We start from the raw sequence: 16478 nt of genomic DNA on the forward strand, positions 1-16478 counted from the left end.
GCGAATAGGATCAATGCAGACATGGCTAAGCCCCGCGAGGCTGCACTCCGGGGCACGGCCGCAGACCACCATAGGAATGGTCTCGACATGAATGAGGGTACCCGTACCTTCTGCCAGACACACAAGGCACCCGCCCCCGTAGTAGCGATGACCTGCACGTCGCTCCGGGGGCCGGGTGCCTTCTTCATGCTTCCGCGTCGGTCCGGTCGTAGGCACATCTCACCCCTGGTGGGGGTGGAGATGAGATAGGTCCACTGGGCGGTTGCCGCCCTGGCCGCTGGTGTTGGCGCACCGCGCGCGGCCTTCTCCCCATCGGACCGGTTTGGCGACCGGGCCGGGGCCTAGATCGATTCCGGTTGGCGCCGGGTGATCAAGGCAATTTTCAGGTTCTCCCAGAACCAGCCCCACAAGAGGGCCTTTGCCGTACCCACTCGTAGAAAGCGGGGTGCGACCCCATAATGCAGCACAGTGCTGCCTTCTGCCAGCCTGCCCATGCCCGAATGGCATGGATTGGGCATTTTTTGCCGTCGAGTCGGTCGGTTTCCGCCGCCTCCGCCGGCGCCTTCCAGCCGCCCGGCACAGTCGCGCCCCGTGGGCGTCCTCTGTCCCCAGGCACTCCGCCTCAGCGTGGCGCGATGAGCTATTTCGGGATGCCTGTCACATCTGGCTCCCACGCCGTCCCCTCTCTGCATGTGACCCCGTCTCCTGCCCTCTCGGCTCCTCCCGCTCCTGCTCAGCCGGGGGTGTCCGGTTTGGCTGATGGTGTTGCCGGTATGACACGTCAGCAGCACTCATCCCTGCGGGTGGCGCAGTGAGCGTCCTGGCGGCACCGGCCGCCATGTTCCCCCGCCCTCGCGCGGAGTTCGCCAGCGGGGCGTCGCGCCGTCGGCTTCGGTCAGTGCCGGCCTCGGGCGCACCGGGCGACGGTGGCCCGGATGACTCGCTGCGTCTCGGTCGTACGATGCGGCTGCGGCTGCGTGACGCGGTCCAGGCGCTGCTGGCAGATCCGTCGATCGCCGGGTTGAAGGACGCGCCGAAGTTGGCGGCGGTGGTGCTGTACGCGAAGTCGCGGGCGCCGAAGGGCGCGAAGAACGACAACCAGACGTCGATCTGGGTCGCGGAGCTGGGTCGCTGGCTGGGGGTAGGCGAGTCGACTGTCCACCGCAACGTGCTGCCCCCGCTGCGGGGGTCGGACGCCGTGCACACCCAGGTGGTGACGGACGCGAAGGGGCACCCGACCGGGCTGGACTGCCTGGTCATGCCGCTGTGGAACGCCCGCCACGGCTGGGAAGCGGCGCACCCGCTGGCGCTGAACAAAGCGGAGCTGGCGACGCTGCTGCGCCTCCTCGAGGCCCTGTTCGGGCACGGTTGGTCTCCCAAGGACAAGGAGCCGACGCCGCCGGGGCTGCTGGCCGGCCGCAGGGGCAAGGGGGCTGCGACCGACCGGCTCGGGCTGCTGCTGATGGTGCTGAACTCGCGGGCGTCGGGCTGGCTGCAGCTGTGCGGCGGCTCGGTGAAGGTCAAGGAGGGGCGCGGGGCGGCGACGTTGGCGCGGCTGCTGGGCTGCTCGCCGTCCGGGGCGCGGAAGGTCCTGGCCAGGTTGACGGAGGCGGGTGTCGTGGCGCGGCAGCGCAAGGCGACGTCGACGCGGATGAACGGTCGGGGCCGGGTCATGGTGCTGCCGGTGGCCCGCGCCTACGGCCGCACGCTGGCCTGTGTGGAGGCTGTTTCGGGCTCCGAGGCGGTGTTTTCGCAGCGTCCCGATGGTGCAGTCGGAGATCATGCTCCGGTCGGTGCTGCGGGTGCCCTTGGTACGTCTGGGATCTGCGGTGCTGAGGGCGTGGAGGATGCGGCGGATCAGGAGCGTCCCGATGGTGCAGAGCTCCACGCAGACCACGCTTCTGTGGTTACTGCCGTAGTTCCTCCGCAGCTCTCTTGTGGTTTTTCCGGCGAAGGCCGTGGGGGCGAAGGCCGTCGGCCGGACCGCGCGTGCGTGCGCGAGGACGGCGGCCCGCTCCGCGGGGAACAGCAGGAGAAGTCCCCTGTCGTCGAAGGCGTGAAGGCCGGCCGCGGGCCGGTGGCCGGTGCACCGGTGAGGGTCGTGGACGGAGCGGGTCAGGGCAGGCAGCAGCGGGGGAGGGTACCTCTGCCGCCGAAAGATCTGCGGGCCGTCCTGGCTCCGGTGGACCTGGTGTGGGCGCGCCTGGAGCGTCCGGCCGCCCGGAAGTTGGTGGAGGCCGCCGCCCGCAGCGAGCTGGCCCGGGTGGTTGGCCTCGCCGGCCGTACGGATGCGCCGCAGGTCCTCGCCGACCGGGTCTCCCGGCGCCTGGAGGACCAGATGCGGCTGGCCGGGCCGATCAAGGACCCGGTGGGCTGGCTGATCGGCCTGGCCCTGCCCCAGCGTCAGCGATGCGGCGACGTCCGGTGCGACGACCGCGTGCTGCTCGACTCCGGCCAGGACTGCCCACGCTGCGAGGAAAAGCAGGCCGACCGCCGCGATCAACGCCGCGCAGTCGCAGCCGCCGTCGACGCGGCGATGCCGCACGCCTCCGAGACCGAGCGCCGCGCGGCGACCGAACAGCAGCTGCACCAGGACGTGACCGCCCAGGCGTGGATCCGCGAGCACCGGTGGGCACAGATCCGCGAGCAGCAAGCCGCCGCAGCTCAGGCCCGTGTCGAAGCCGCGGCTGCGCAGCCGGCCGACGACGTCCCGGCCGGGCCTACAGCGCCGGTCATCCTGCCCGCGCCGCGTTCGCTCGCCGCCCCTGACCCGGTTGACGGCGACGACCAGGAGCAGGAGCTCGTCCTCGAGGACCTGACCGTCGAGCAGGTCCTGGACTGGCGGGCACGCGCCGCCACCGACCACCAGGTCGTCCTCGACCACATCGAGCGGTACGGCGAGCACTCCGCGCAGCGCCTGTTCACCCGGGCACTCGTCGCGACCGTGCAGCGCCTGTCGGGTCTGGAGCACCTGGACCTCGGCTACACCCCGTGGGGGCAGGCATGAGTGGCGAGGCGACGTCGGCCTGGCCGAGTCGCGTTGCCCTGGAGGCGGCAGCGGCCGCGGGCGGCGTATCGACCGTGGTCGAGCGGGCACCTCGGTACGCTGCTCGCGCTGGAGTTCCTGTGGCGGTTCACCTCCGCTCGCGCGGAGTGGACTCCCGGCCGGAGGTCGGGGTCGACGGCGTCTCCGGTTCACCTCCGCTCGCGCGGAGTGGACCACCTCGCGGGGCTTAACCATGTCTGTGTGGACGGTTCACCTCCGCTCGCGCGGAGTGGCCTCCGGGCCCAGGGAGTTCGAGTGCGACTCCCGCGGTTCACCTCCGCTCGCGCAGAGTGGACCTCGTAACCCTGACGTGGGTGATCGTGATTGGCGGTTCACCTCCGCTCGCGCGGAGTGGACATGGACACCGGCGCCGGGGCGGCAGCCGGGACCGGTTCACCTCCGCTCACGCGGAGTGGACGCCGCGGCCGGTCCGCCCGCGGGGGGGGGGCGCCGACGGTACGCGCGGAGTGGACTACCTCTCCCAGGACGTACAGGGCCCCCAGCTCGGTTCACCTCCGCTTGCGCGGAGCGGTCCCCTCGGGGCCCTTGCCGAAGCGGATGCCGGGCGGTTCACCTCCGCTCGCGCGGAGTGGACCCGATCACGACGTACGAGGGGCACCGCAACGTCGGTTCACCTCCGCTCGCGCGGAGTGGGCGGCCGCTGCCGCGAGCCACGCCGGCAGTCCGTCGGTTCACCTCCGCCTGCGCAGAGTGGACGTCCACCTCGGGCGTCAGCGGCCCCGCCGTCGCGGTTCACCTCCGCTCGTGCAGAGTGGACCGCCGCGGCGGCTTCTTCTTCGCCGGGCGTCCGGTTCACCTCCGCTCGCGCAGAGTGGACTGCTCGGGTGCGACGACAACGACCCGGTGGCCCGGTTCACCTCCGCTCGCGCGGAGTGGACCTGAGGAGGTCCTGCTGGTCGAGGACGGGGATCGGTTCACCTCCGCTCGCGCAGAGTGGACATCGTGCTGCTCCCGAGAGCGTCTGCCGCCTCTGGTTCACCTCCGCTCGCGCGGAGTGGACTCCAGACGCAGCCGCAGGGTGTTGACGACCGACGGTTCACCTCCGCTCGCGCGGAGTGGACATCACCGAGGTGTGCCGGACGCTGACCGACGACGGTTCACCTCCGCTCGCGCGGAGTGGACTCCGTGCCGGGGCACTTCGGTGTCCCCCACACCGGTTCACCTCCGCTCGGGCGGAGTGGACCGTTAGGTCCGCACGAAGCAAGTGTCAAGATACGGTTCACCTCCGCTCGCGCGGAGTGGACTTCACCGCGTCCGGGAAGATCGATGACGCCGACGGTTCACCTCCGCTCGCGCGGAGTGGACCCGCCGCCCTCCGCTGCCGCGCCGCCATACAGCGGTTCACCTCCGCTCGCGCGGAGTGGACGTCGACACCACGCCCTACGGGCTGCGCTTCACCGGTTCACCTCCGCTCGCGCGGAGTGGACGTGACCACCTCGTCCATCGCTTGTAGCACGGACGGTTCACCTCCGATCGAGCGGAGTGGACATCCGCTCCCAAGTACGCGACACCGACGCCGGTTCACCTCCGTATTCGCCGCCCACCACGCAGCTGACTACCTCGGTTCACCTCCGCTTGCGCGGAATGGACTCTTCCTGACCTGCGATTCTAGGAGGACTTTGCATTTTCTTTCTGGGGGTGTGCGCCGCGCGTGGAGCGGCGGCGGGGTGTGTCATGTGGTGGTCCTTGCGGGGGCGATGGTGAGGAGGCCGCAGCCGTACGCCTTGCCGCGGCCGATGCCTTCGGTGATCTTCTGGCGGAGGAGGTCGGGGTCGGTGATAGTGGCGGATCCGTCGAAGCGGGTACGGGCGTGGTGTATGCGCTGCGGGCTGCCTGACTGGTCGGGCTGGCGGGTGGCCTGGGCGGCGTCGAGGGGGCGGGAGTGGAGGGTGAGGGCTTTGAGGCCGGCGGCGTCGGCTTGTCGGGTCCACCATTCGTCGGCGTGGGCGCCGGTGAGGGGGACGACGGCGGGGAGGTTGTACAGGGCACGGGTGGTGGCGCCGGGTTTGCGAACGGGGCTGGCGGCGCAGCGGTAGCGGATGGACAGGCCGGGTTTGAGGGCGTCGAGGAGGGCGTCGAGGGGGCGGCTTTGATGGGTGCCGTAGCCCTCGGGGAGTCGGGTGAGGTCAGGCTGGTGGGTGCTTTGCAGGAGGATGTGCGGCCCGGTGTGAGTGTCGTCGATGCGGAAGAGGACGCCGAAGCGGGCGCGGGGGTCGGGGCCGGCGTCGGAGGGATACAGGGACATCAGGCGGCGGTGCAGGTTCATGGCCGTGTTGCGCCCGGCTAGGTCACGGCGTACCTCGGGGGAGCGGGGGTTGGGGATGATGCGGGTCAGCCAGACGCTCAACGGGAGCTCGCTTCGGGTTGGTTGAGGTAGGTGGTGAGGCTGTTGAGGTGGTCGGTGCCGAGGCCGGTGTGCTGGTCGGCGGGCAGGTGGAGGACACGCCGGTAGAGGGGGCGGGCGCGGTAGGTGCGGTGGCGTGGGTGGAAGCTGAGCGGCTGGTCGTTGACCTCGCCGGCCGGGTGGGCTTCGGCTTCGGTGCCGGGGTCGGCGATGCTGTCGGGTGCAGGCAGGTGGTGGAGGGGCTGGTCGGAGAGGAAGTCGATGCCGCGTGTGCTGCCTTGGGGGCGGGGGGCGGCAATGGGCAGGTGGATGAGGTGGTGCAGGACGTTGTGGAAGCGCCCGAGGAGGAGGGGGCCTTCGGGTGGGCAGGATCGGCGGCCCAGGTAGGGGGGCCAGTGCGGGGCGGCGAGACCCCCGGCGACTCGGTCGAGCAGATCGGTGTCGCCGCCCGGGGTGGTGAGAGCGAGGGTGAAGGCGGCGTCGGCGAGGTAGGTACGGTGGGTCAGGAGGGTGGCGGTGTCGCCGCTGCGTTTCTTGCCCTCGGCGGTGGTGACGGTGGCTTTGGCCGGCAGGCCGCCGCCGACGGTGTGCAGGTCGCGCAGGAGTACGCCGGGCCGATCGGCGCGGATCGTGATCGACAGCCGGACGAGGTCGTCGGGGCTCTCGCTGCGGTGGCGGCCCAGGGCGGCGGCGAGCAGCCCGATGACGCCGGAGCGGGTGGGGAAGCCGGCGGTGTCGCGTTCGTTGAAGTGGCTGCGCTCGCCCCAGGACTGCAGGGGGCCGGCAAGGCGCAGCAGCAGCCCCGGTTGTGTGGTGGTGGTCACTGGTGGACCCTCCTTGCTGCGGGCCTCGTTGAGAGGTTTGTGGTCACTGCTGGACCTCGGTGGTGGGGGTGAGGGCGGCGTCCAGAGCGGTGGTGATCAGGTCGTCGAAGGAGTCGCGGCGCTCGCCGAGGCTGGTGAGGTCCTTGGTTTCCAGGCTGGCCCAGCCGGAGGTGAGGAGGCCGCGGGTGCCCAGCAGGGTGTTGGCGGCGTCGGCGTAGGCGGTGAGCTGGATGCGGGAGTTCTCGGCGAAGCCGCCCTGTGGGCTGGCCTGGACGGGCTTTTCGAAGGCGGCTGCGTACGACAGGGGGCGGTCGGTGCGTACGGAGATGTGGACCAGGTCGGGGATGGTGTGCGGGGCGGTGGAGTTCTTCTTGGCCTGGGGAAGGGAGGTGATGAAGGATGTCAGGAACGCGGCGGTCAGGTCGCGGGCGGCTGTGTTCTGGTCACCGATGTTGGCGATCAGGTCGCGCAGGTCGACGGTGGCGTAGCGGTAGAAGGTGCCGGCGCTGAACTCGGCGTGGCCCATGTGGCCGCTGCCAGTGGCGTCGTCCCACACGGCGGTGACGTCGTCGACGGCGGAGAAGTAGTCGAGTTCGACGTCGGTTTCGTGGGTCGTCAAGGCGTGGGCGACCTGGACGGCTCCGTCCACGCCGGCGTCGTCGATCTCGGCGAGCATCCGTCCGAAGAGGTTGATGACGCCGTTGCGGGACCGGAGCACGGCTTCCACCTCGCGAGCGGGCAGGATGCTCTTGTCGGCGGGCTTTTTGATGTCCTTGGCTTGTTCGAGAGCGTCGCGGTGCTGTTCGGCGAGGTCGGCCAGCTCGGTGACCGCGGCCTGCGGCACGTACACCATCGCGTTGGTCAGCACCTTGTTGGGGACGGTCTGCTTGGCCTCGCCGGGTGCCTTGGCGAGTTCGAACTTGATGCCGCTGGCCGCCGCGGTGTGGCCGCCGGCGCGCTGGGCCAGCTCGGTGGGCCAGCCGCGGTGCTCCAGTTCGCGGGTGACGCGTTCGCCGATGCGGCGGGTGCGCAGCGCGGCCTCGCCGATGTGGTCTTCGAAGACGGTGCGGATGGCGCGCTTCCAGGACTGACTGCTGACGCGGGTGCGCAGGGTGTTGCCGTACTGCACGGTCTTGACGGAGTTGGTGTCGTCCCGGTTGAGGTTGGCGAAGGGGACGGACTGCAGGACGTGGATGTCGATGAAGCGGGCGGGTGCGGACATGAGGGTTCCTCGTTCCTTGGGCGTGTGGAGGTGCGAGATAGGGGCGGTGTGACGGCTGGCTTCTGGGTCACGCGGTGGTGTTGGGGTTCTCTGCTTCGCCTTGGTCGGTGCTCTGTGCGTGCTCGTGCAGGGCCCGGGTGCGCTGGAGGTAGTAGTGCTGCAGCCAGCGTCGGGAGATCTTTCCGGAGTGGGTGGGCCAGGCGATGAGGTCGGACAGCAGCTGGGCCCAGTCGATGGGTACGTCTACCTCGCGCAGGTACCTGACGGCGGCGGGCAGGTGCCGGTGCAGGCCGTTGAGGCTCTGCCGTGTTAGCAGATTCAGCCGGGACTCGGCTGTGGACTCCCTGATCTCCCGCTCTCGACCGGGACTTTCGATCACGGCGAGTGCGAACGCGAGGCCGAGACTTGTGCCGTAGCGAGGTGCGGGTGTCTCCTGCGAAGCCGCGGAATCCGGATCAGCTGCGGGATCCGTTTCCGGGGTGTCCGGGGTGGCGTAGCTGTTGCGGGGCTGTGCGGCGATCATCGCCGCCACCGCGTAGTACGCCCTCTGCTCGGATTCCAGTACCTGTCCGTTTTGGGGCAGCCAGGGAGCGACGAAGCGATGCATGCGGGGCACGTCGTCGAGGTCACGGCGCAGTCCGCTGCGCAGCGCGATACGGGCTCCGGGATCGTCTCTGCACAGTTCCTCGATCCAGCGGGTATAGGCGACAAGTCGACGGCGTCGGGCGGCAGTTCGCTCATCGGCGGCGGTCTGGGTGGTCATCCATGGCCTTTCTTTGGTGAGGGAATCGGTGACGGCGTTGCCGTCATGCGGCCTGTGCGTTTGCCGCTTTCTTGCGTACGCCGCCGAACAGTTCGATGCGGGCGTTGGAGACCGCCTTTGCACCGCGCTGGGTACGGGTGATGGAGGCGGTCACCGTCTCGTACGCGTCGATGGCCAGCCGCAGGAACGCGGCACGGGCCGCGGCCGGGTCGAGACCGGCGCTCGGCTCCTGGTCGGTGCGATCGAGCCGATGGAAGCGGCTCCAGAACTCGGTCTCGGCAGCCGGCCAGTAGCGGGCTGCGGCCTCGGCCGCCCAGGTATCGCCCTTGGCTTTTGCGTCGTCCGTGTACTCGGCCCAGGCGCGCTTGACAGCGCGTTCCAGGCGGCGTCCGTGCAACTCGCCGAGCTGCCGCATTCGCCCCACGGCCGGCGCGGTCGCGTGTGCCTTCTCCTCCACGAAGCCGAGGACGGGGGGTGTAGCGGCATCGACGAACTGCATGTCCTTGGCCTGGCCTTCCTGCTCGAAACCCAGTGCCCGCACCTGCAGCTCTTCGGAGACCTCGCTCGCGTATTCGAATACCTTGGGGCGCCGGGGTTGGGCAGTGCCGGGCGGCTCTTTGAGCAGTAGGGCGTCCAGGTCCCGCCACAGCGCGCGCCGGGAGTCCGCCGGGCGCGGGTAACGGTTGCCCTGCTGACTGACCTGCCAGATCAGGTAGTTGTCGTCGCGGGGGATACGGCCGGCGCGGTACGCCCAGGTGATGTACGCGTCCCGTACCAGCTCCGGGTTCTTCTCGTCCGGGACGAGCAGCAGGGCGTGCTGGGAGCACGCGGTCAGCCGCGAACATGGGCCACTGGGCAGGCGTGGTGCCTCATCCGGGTCGGGCAGTTCCTCCCATTCCCAAGGGCACGGGTCCTCCTCCCGCTGTACGGTCTGCTCTGGCTGGATCAAGCCCGCCAGCAGCGTCTCGAAGAGGGTGTTGCCCTCGGGATGGTAGGAGAGGGCTGTGCGCAGCGGGCCTGCGGTGGTGCTGGCGGTCTTGACCCCGTTCACTTCGCGGGCCGAGCAGCGGCCGGAGGGCCCGTAGTAGTGCCACACCAGCAGGTTCAGCACCGCTTCGGCGGCGGTGGGCAGGTCGGGGCGGGCGTCGCTGCCGTGTCGGAACCAGGCGTGCGTGTTGCCCGCCGGGCGCGTCACGATCAGCTTGTTCACTCCGGCGGTGTTGTTCGCGTCGCACTGCTCGGCTAGCCGGGCATCCTGCATCCACGGGCGGTTGCCTTCGGTGTCGTACAGGAAGAAGCGGTGCCGATAGCGGTCGGTATAGGTGTTGATCCCCTCGCGGGGGAGTTGTCCGGCGTCCAGGATGTCCAGGCGTCGTGCTGCCCAGTCGCCGGGCCTGACCTCGTCCAACCCGGTTACTCGGGCCGTGAGGGCGTACAGGATGCGCAACAGCGCGGAGTGCGCCGGAGGATCTGCGATCGCGAGGGTGGCGATGTCGCCGCTGCGGAGCAGCAGATCCCGCAGTCCGACCCGTTCGGGATGGGCGTGCGGGCCGACTCGGGGCGTGCCGGAGGCCCAACGGACGGGGATCCACGGTTCGTCGAACAAGTTGTAAACGCTGGTCGGCATCGGACTCCTCTTGCCGGGTTGCCAGTCACAATGGGGGCGGGGCCTCCGTAAGCGCGGAGGTGAGCCATAGGCTGCTCATGGAGCGATGTGGATCTCTCCCCCCCCTGCCCGCGCCAGCGGGCTGACGCCGTCCCGGCAGTGGCGCCGGAGAACACCGTGTGCCGGGACGGCTGCTGAGTAAGTTAGATAAGTAGGCAGCCCAAGGGGCTACTACTGCCGAGCTGTCACCCGGATGGATTAACCGGTCTCCAGCCCAACGTTCGAGATCCGGATCGTCCGGGTGCCGTGACGGCAGCTCCACACGGAGCCGGAAGCGTCGCCGTCTGCGGGCTGCATCCGCAGCAGGACCACGTCGCTCAGTACCGGATGCTTGTCCCAACCCGCGGGAGCCGGCTGCCCCTCGGCTCCGCGCAGCCAGCGGCCGGGCACCGGTGCCACGTACGCCATCACCTGCGTCAACACCTCGCGGGTAAGCCCGCGCTGACCACCGACGGGTAGAGGGAACGCGCCGGTCTCATCAAGGGTGAGGGCGCCGTCCGGCTGCTCGTACACGCACAGCACGCGGCCGCTGTCAGCACCCAGCCTCGTGGTCAGGAGCTCCTCAGTAACCCCGGCTTCCCGGCGGCTGAGCTGGTAGAGGTTGCCTGCCACGTCGGCTGGGGCGCAGATGGCGACCATGTCGGCCATGTGTGCCCCGGCTGCCTCGTCCGCCTGCCGTTCGGCATCCATCCGCCGCAGTTCCCGCGCGGCAGCCACGTCGAGCTGGTCGACGAAGTCTTCCGCGTAGACGGCATCGACGAGATCCTGCACGTCCTCCGGCACCGCGATGCCGGTCTTCGTCCGCTCGCGCAGCAGGTGCGCCGTGCGCCGCAGCAGCCCGGCGTCGTACACCGATCCCCAGGTGCGCGGCACGATGGTGGCACCGTTGTCGTCGACTGGTTCCAAGACGACCAGTCGAGGTGCGTCCTCGGGCAGCGCCCACGTCGGGCGTCCGATGGCGCCGCGTGCGTGGCGGCGTCCGCGCCCGGCGCGTTGGAGTAGCTGCGCCAGCGGGGCGAGGTCGGTGACGATCAGATCGAAGTCGAAGTCCAGCGACTGCTCCACCACCTGGGTAGCGACCAGGATGGATGCCGGGCGCGGCCGGGCGATGTCCTGGGGCGAACGGGGTTTGCCGTAGGCCGTCTCGCACTCGGCGGTGATGCGCTGCCGGGCGTTCGCCGGATAGCGCGAGTGCAGCAGCCGCAACCCGCCCCCCTGCTCGCCGAGTTCGGGGAAGGCAGCGCGTAGGTCACGGAACGTCTGCTGGGCTTCGGCCACCGTGGTGCAGCACACCAGCGCGGTCCCGCCGTGCGTGGCGACGGGCTCAAGCGCCTCGCGCAGGGCCCGGCGGCGACCTCCGGCGTGTACGGGGCCGTTGGCAGCAGCCGTCGCGTCCCATACGACTCGCCGCATCTGCACGTCCAGTGTGCGCCTGCGCCCGCTGCCGACCTCCCGAGGTTCGCAGACCTCGCCCGTCGCGGCGTCGGTGAACACCCAGCCCGGGTAGCACGGCCTGACGGCAGACGGTTCGAGGAACCCGGCCCCGCGGCGATAAGCATCCACCAGTGACGATGCCGTGCGGCCGGACAGGGTTGCGGACAGCAGGACCACGGGGGCACCGAACGCGCCGAGCCACTCCAACAGACGGCTCAGCAACTGATGCATCCACGGCCCATATGCATGCGCCTCATCAACCACGAACACTTTGTCGGACAGCCCGAACAACCGCAGCGCGTTGTGGGTAAGCGGCAACACCGCGCTCAGCGCCTGATCGACGGTGCCCGCACTCAGCGGGGCTAGCAGGCCGCGCCGGGACCCACGCAGCCACGACCCGGCCTCGGTCGCGGTGGATGGGTCGGCGCTCACGTCGCCGACCGTCGGCAGAGTCCCGACGGACCGCTCGGCCGCGGTGTATGCGGGACTGAGCCAGGCCATGGAATGCAGCAGCGTCAAGGCCCGCTCACCGGCCAGGGCATACTCTGCGAAGGCCCCCACCCGCGGGTACATGGCGTCGGCAGTGGCCATCGTCGGCAGAGCGAAGAACAGCCCCCGGGCCCCCGCCGCGCGCCCCAGCACCGACGCCGCGTACAGGGCCGCCTCGGTCTTCCCGTCACCCGTCGGCGCCGTGACCAGCAACAGCCCGGGTCCCTTCGCCCTCACCAGCGGTGACAGATGGGCGACCAGGTCGCCCTGAAGGGCGTTCGGCGCGAACGGGAACATGTCCTCGAACCGCTCGGCATCGAACCGCGCACGCCCCAGCTGCGCTCCCGCCACCAGCCCCGGGGCTGCTTTCTGCGTACGCTCCCAGTGCGCGTCGATCTCCTGCGGCGTCGCCTGCCACCCCTCCGGGGGCAGCAGCGGGATGATCACCTCTGTCTGACTGGCCAGCCAATCCGCGACGACCACCAGCCCGCTGACGATCACTGCTAGCTCCGCCGGCAGCCCCCGCTCCGGTACCGCCCACGCGCCGGTGACTCGCTGCAGCTCCTCAAAGTGCACGCGCCTTTGGTCCGCCCAGCCGTTACCGCCGAGCCCCGGCTGATAGGCACTTGCGTGGGCAACGTGCTTGGCTTGCAGAACGACACCGAAACACCCGTGGTGGCCGCCAAGCAGTTGCGCGACCTGGTGACTCACCGCGGACCGCATCGCTCGGTCGTCGCCGGGATACCCTGCCTCGCCGAGCAGGAGCGCCAGCGCCCAGTGGGTGGCCACCTCATGGCGAAACACCCGCTCCCGCTCCGCCCCTGGAGCGAATGCGTAGACCGGGTCGCTCCGCACCGCAGCGAACGCCTCCGGTACCTGCGCCTGGAACGGGGGCGTGACCTTCCCCAGGTCATGCAGCCCTGCCCAGAACGCCAGCACCCGCCGCGCACAGGCCACCCTCATCCCCAGCGCCCGCGCGATCCTCTCGCGCACCTGATCACTGAGCAGGGCATCCCACAGGGCACCGAACACCCCTGCCGTGTCCAGCAAATGGCAGATCACCGGGTACGGGCGCGGCAGGCCACGCTCCTTACCCCATAACCGGGCGTCGACCGGGGGGTGCCCCGGCGGGACGGTCTCACGCTTCATCATGACGCCAACGGATAACACGCCCCACTGACAATGCACCCCCACCTGCGCAAAGTCCACAACGGAGCAAGCGCAAGACCCTAGACTCCTGGCCATGGGGCCTCAGTTGAAGCAATGGATCGCCGATCCATTGCGAGCTCATCCGCGTACCGTAAAGGACTTGCAAAGCGCCTGGAGAGAGCCAGGTCAGCAAGGGTCCTCTCCGTGCGAGCGGAGGTGAACCGCGATCTCGGAGTCCGGTTCCCGTCCGGTGATCGTCCTCTCCGTGCGAGCGGAGGTGAACCGTCAGAAACTAATAACTGGCAAGTCGCTGCGAAGTCCTCTCCGTGCGAGCGGAGGTGAACCGGGGTTGACCGGCCAGCCCGAGCGCGTTCTCAGGTCCTCTCCGTGCGAGCGGAGGTGAACCGGGTCCAGCCGACCCCCTGAAGGACCGCTCCGAGTCCTCTCCGTGCGAGCGGAGGTGAACCGATACCTGGAGTGCTATCCATCCTCAGTTGTCAGTCCTCTCCGTGCGAGCGGAGGTGAACCGGTGGGGGAGGGGGCGTGCCTCATCACTGAAGGGTCCTCTCCGTGCGAGCGGAGGTGAACCGGCACCAGCAAGAGCAGGAGGCTCACGAACCGAGTCCTCTCCGTGCGAGCGGAGGTGAACCGAAGTCGGCCATGGCCAGGCCGAGCCCTTGGGAGTCCTCTCCGTGCGAGCGGAGGTGAACCGATCCCATTGACCCGAGCGCCAGCAGCGTCAGCGTCCTCTCCGTGCGAGCGGAGGTGAACCGACGGTGTAGTGGTCGGTGTACTCGAAGACGCCGTCCTCTCCGTGCGAGCGGAGGTGAACCGATCGAGCGGGCAATCCCGCCATACATGCAGGTGTCCTCTCCGTGCGAGCGGAGGTGAACCGGCGGAGCAGGCGGAGGCGGAGAAGGGGTCCTCTCCGTGCGAGCGGAGGTGAACCGGGCTGGTGTCCGGGGGGATGTTGCGTTGCTGGGTCCTCTCCGTGCGAGCGGAGGTGAACCGCCATTTCACCCCGACCGGTAGGGGTGCCATCTGTCCTCTCCGTGCGAGCGGAGGTGAACCGCGGTCGGGCCAGAGTGCTTCACCTGGCCGGCGGTCCTCTCCGTGCGAGCGGAGGTGAACCGCCGCCCATGCCGGTCCCTTCGTGAAAGAACCAGTCCTCTCCGTGCGAGCGGAGGTGAACCGGAGGACGCCACCAAGGAGGTCGCCCGAGCTGTGTCCTCTCCGTGCGAGCGGAGGTGAACCGCCCAACGATGGATCACGGGCGAGGGTTGGGGCGTCCTCTCCGTGCGAGCGGAGGTGAACCGATCGCGGCCGTGCGGGGCTTGAGCTTCTTGCCGTCCTCTCCGTGCGAGCGGAGGTGAACCGGCTCAGCTCAGGCTCGCCTGCGGCGGGTTGCCGTCCTCTCCGTGCAAGCGGAGGTGAACCGGTGGCCTATGCCCAAGCCCAGGATTCGTCAGCGTCCTCTCCGTGCGAGCGGAGGTGAACCGTCGGCGCCGGTGCGCACGAGATACTCGTAGTCGTCCTCTCCGTGCGAGCGGAGGTGAACCGAACGCCGAAGGCCGAGATCAGAGTGCTGATGCGGTTGGTCACCTGGATATCGTCGATGACGACCTCGGGCGGTGGGAGTGGTCCAAACGAATCGGCCTTGACGAGGCCTGGCACGTCCTCCCCGAGCAGGTTCACCTACTGCAGACCTCCCGCTGGGCCGATGACGCCGAAGGCGCGACGGATCTGGAGGTGCTGCTCGGAATCCTGACCACTGCCGCGGAGCGGCGTCTGTCCCACGAGAGGCAGTCATGAACGAACGCGACGTCCTGCTCAACGAGCTCGCGCAAGGGCTGCGCCCGATGTCCGAGGGCATCGCATGGTTCGACGGCCTCAGCGAGGAAGAGCAGTCCGAGGTGCTGCGGTTCCTGCGCCATCACTGCGTCCAGGCCCGCGCCGTCGCCGCGGACGCACCGGAGAGCATCCGCCGTGCCGGGCTGCGCCCGACGCATACGCCCGCGGTGCTGATCTCTCAAGGCCGGATCGACGAGCAACTGGGAAAGATCGCCGGCCTCGCGCCTCCCGACGAACGCCGCAAAGCGTTCCGGCTGCTGACCGCTGTGCTCACGATTGCCGACGCACGGCGCCGCGAGCGCTTCTGCTCCGGCGGCTGCAGCCACTGGTGGCACGCACTGCCCGCCGCGCCTGAACACCCAGCAGCGCACCCCTGAAGGCCAGCTCCCGGTCGAGCACATTCTGGGGAGCGGCCGCCCCACGCACGAGCCACTCTTTACGGCGCCTCGCGGTGCGCGGTCACCAGATGTGCGTCGGTGGGCCTGCGCTCGGCTTCCCCCAGCAGTTGCTCGACGCTGATCCGCGTGAACCCGGAAGCGGACATCATCTTGGTCCAGACCTGTTTCTGGAGTACCCAGCGGCGCATCGTGACCGCCTTGCCGTCCGGCGTTCTGGCCGGGATATCGGCGTGCTGTACATCGGGCTGAGCGGGCGCACCACCGTGGTAGTGGGCGAGAGTGGAGAACACCAGCCGCCCGCCGGGCCGCAGGGCTGCGGCGGCCGCCGGCAGCAGCTCGCGCGGCTCAGTGAAGTCGACCGCGCCGAAGACGCTGTACAGCACGTCGTAAGTGTTGGCTGCCGCGCGCAGGTGGCTGACCACGTCGGTCTGCTCGATGCGCAGGCGCGGCGCGAGGTGCCCGTACAGATCGGTGGCCATGGCGTGCTGGGCGGGGGAGGCGTCGACGGCATCGATACGGGCGGGCCCGTGGTGCAGGGCCAGGTAAGCGGCGTGCCGGGCTGTTCCGGCGCCAACGTCACCGACGTGCAGCCCCGTCAGATCGCCGAGGACCTCCGGGCCGGGGCCGCTGCCCTGGCTCCAGCCCCAGTGAAAGGTGTCGGGTACAGCCCGGTCGGTAGCGTGCCGGGCACGTCCGTAGTGGTGCCAGAGGTCTGCGGTCGGCGTGGTCACCCGACCCATCCTGGCGGGCACGGCCAGACTGCGGGCCAGATCGGCCAGCCTCACCCCTGACAGTCGAGTTGGTTGTCAGTTCAGAACCGGGCGATCCTCGACTCCCCCGGGCGAGCGGTGTCCGGGGCATGGCTCGGCACCGGGCAGTCTCCTGTGGTGCCGCAGGCTCTGATGGGGGTACTGGTCTCGTCCACGCAGCCATGCAGCTGACCGCAGCGGTCCTGGGCGATGCCCGGTTCTCCATGTCCACCGTCATCGGCATCACCACGGTCCTCGCTGTGCCGTGCTTCGGAGAACTCGCCGGCCGCGGAGCACGCTCCGCTGCCTGACTCTGCCGCCGCATGACCTCGATCGAGAGCACGAAATAGTAAGGCCCGGTGGTTATCCACCGGGCCTTACTGTTGAGTAGCGGGGACAGGATTTGAACCTGCGACCTCTGGGTTATGAGCCCAGCGAGCTACCGAGCTGCTCCACCCCGCGACGGCACACCGAACCCTACGGCACCGACCTGGATCAGCCGAATCGGCTTCCGCCCCGACC

General features: G+C 69.6%; 10 protein-coding genes, 1 tRNA gene and 2 CRISPR repeat arrays. Of the genes, 3 read left to right on the forward strand and 8 right to left on the reverse strand.

Translation table 11 applies throughout. The annotated features are described in order from the left end of the window. Nucleotides 1–961: 961 nt before the first annotated feature. The gene (locus CG747_RS32645; RefSeq protein ID WP_100605474.1) at nt 962–3007 is read left to right on the forward strand and encodes a hypothetical protein; all 2046 of its coding nucleotides are present in this window, start codon (nt 962–964) and stop codon (nt 3005–3007) included. Between the two features lie 123 nt (nt 3008–3130). Next, nucleotides 3131–4555: direct repeats of the CRISPR family, unit length 29 nt; unit sequence CGGTTCACCTCCGCTCGCGCGGAGTGGAC. Nucleotides 4556–4739: 184 nt separating this feature from the next. Here the strand turns inward: CG747_RS32645 and cas6e are convergent. The 6 genes from cas6e to CG747_RS32675 all read right to left on the reverse strand — a co-directional run bounded on the left by cas6e (nt 4740) and on the right by CG747_RS32675 (nt 12961). Then, the gene (cas6e, locus tag CG747_RS32650) at nt 4740–5414 is read right to left on the reverse strand and encodes a type I-E CRISPR-associated protein Cas6/Cse3/CasE (protein WP_100605475.1); all 675 of its coding nucleotides are present in this window, start codon (nt 5412–5414) and stop codon (nt 4740–4742) included. Then, nucleotides 5411–6235, reverse strand: coding sequence for a type I-E CRISPR-associated protein Cas5/CasD (gene cas5e / locus CG747_RS32655; RefSeq protein WP_100605476.1), 825 nt, complete (start codon nt 6233–6235; stop codon nt 5411–5413). The genes cas6e and cas5e overlap by 4 nt, the downstream gene beginning before the upstream one ends. Before the next feature lie 43 nt (nt 6236–6278). Then, a complete protein-coding gene (cas7e, locus tag CG747_RS32660; RefSeq protein ID WP_100605477.1) occupies nt 6279–7457 on the reverse strand; it encodes a type I-E CRISPR-associated protein Cas7/Cse4/CasC in 1179 nt (392 codons plus the stop codon). Between the two features lie 67 nt (nt 7458–7524). Continuing rightward, nucleotides 7525–8220: a type I-E CRISPR-associated protein Cse2/CasB gene (gene casB, locus CG747_RS32665; RefSeq protein WP_100605478.1), complete on the reverse strand. Its 696-nt coding sequence runs from the start codon at nt 8218–8220 to the stop codon at nt 7525–7527. Between the two features lie 43 nt (nt 8221–8263). Beyond that, nucleotides 8264–9847 carry a type I-E CRISPR-associated protein Cse1/CasA gene (casA, locus tag CG747_RS32670; protein WP_100605479.1) on the reverse strand — a complete coding sequence of 528 codons (1584 nt, stop codon included), beginning with the start codon at nt 9845–9847 and terminating at the stop codon, nt 8264–8266. A 237-nt stretch (nt 9848–10084) separates the two neighbouring features. Beyond that, a complete protein-coding gene (locus tag CG747_RS32675; RefSeq protein ID WP_100605560.1) occupies nt 10085–12961 on the reverse strand; it encodes a CRISPR-associated endonuclease Cas3'' in 2877 nt (958 codons plus the stop codon). Nucleotides 12962–13153: 192 nt separating this feature from the next. Next, a CRISPR array of direct repeats spans nt 13154–14518; the repeat unit is 29 nt; unit sequence GTCCTCTCCGTGCGAGCGGAGGTGAACCG. Nucleotides 14519–14766: 248 nt separating this feature from the next. On the opposite strand from CG747_RS32675, the gene CG747_RS32680 reads away from it, so the two are divergent. Beyond that, nucleotides 14767–15186 (forward strand): DUF5958 family protein, encoded by a 420-nt coding sequence (locus CG747_RS32680; RefSeq protein WP_100605480.1) that lies wholly within the window; start codon nt 14767–14769, stop codon nt 15184–15186. Between the two features lie 59 nt (nt 15187–15245). On the opposite strand, the gene CG747_RS32685 is transcribed toward CG747_RS32680, so the two are convergent. Then, on the reverse strand, nt 15246–15938 hold the full coding sequence (locus CG747_RS32685) for a class I SAM-dependent methyltransferase (protein ID WP_100605481.1): 693 nt from the start codon (nt 15936–15938) through the stop codon (nt 15246–15248). A 200-nt stretch (nt 15939–16138) separates the two neighbouring features. On the opposite strand from CG747_RS32685, the gene CG747_RS49945 reads away from it, so the two are divergent. Next, entirely contained in the window at nt 16139–16267 is a 129-nt protein-coding gene (locus CG747_RS49945; RefSeq protein WP_257980900.1) for a hypothetical protein, read from the forward strand. Between the two features lie 77 nt (nt 16268–16344). Here the strand turns inward: CG747_RS49945 and CG747_RS32690 are convergent. Beyond that, nucleotides 16345–16418, reverse strand: a tRNA-Met gene (locus CG747_RS32690). Nucleotides 16419–16478 lie beyond the last annotated feature (60 nt).

This window comes from Streptomyces sp. CB02959 (assembly GCF_002803155.1).
In the GTDB taxonomy this organism is placed as follows: Bacteria; Actinomycetota; Actinomycetes; order Streptomycetales; family Streptomycetaceae; genus Streptomyces.

Excerpts from the sequence above, each read along its gene's own strand:
- CG747_RS32645 (WP_100605474.1), top strand. The coding sequence starts at position 962 with ATGCGGCTGCGGCTGCGTGACGCGGTCCAGGCGCTGCTGGCAGATCCG.
- cas7e (WP_100605477.1), bottom strand. The coding sequence starts at position 7,457 with ATGTCCGCACCCGCCCGCTTCATCGACATCCACGTCCTGCAGTCCGTC.
- casB (WP_100605478.1), bottom strand. The coding sequence starts at position 8,220 with ATGACCACCCAGACCGCCGCCGATGAGCGAACTGCCGCCCGACGCCGT.
- casA (WP_100605479.1), bottom strand. The coding sequence starts at position 9,847 with ATGCCGACCAGCGTTTACAACTTGTTCGACGAACCGTGGATCCCCGTC.
- CG747_RS32675 (WP_100605560.1), bottom strand. The coding sequence starts at position 12,961 with ATGATGAAGCGTGAGACCGTCCCGCCGGGGCACCCCCCGGTCGACGCC.
- CG747_RS32680 (WP_100605480.1), top strand. The coding sequence starts at position 14,767 with ATGAACGAACGCGACGTCCTGCTCAACGAGCTCGCGCAAGGGCTGCGC.
- CG747_RS49945 (WP_257980900.1), top strand. The coding sequence starts at position 16,139 with ATGCAGCTGACCGCAGCGGTCCTGGGCGATGCCCGGTTCTCCATGTCC.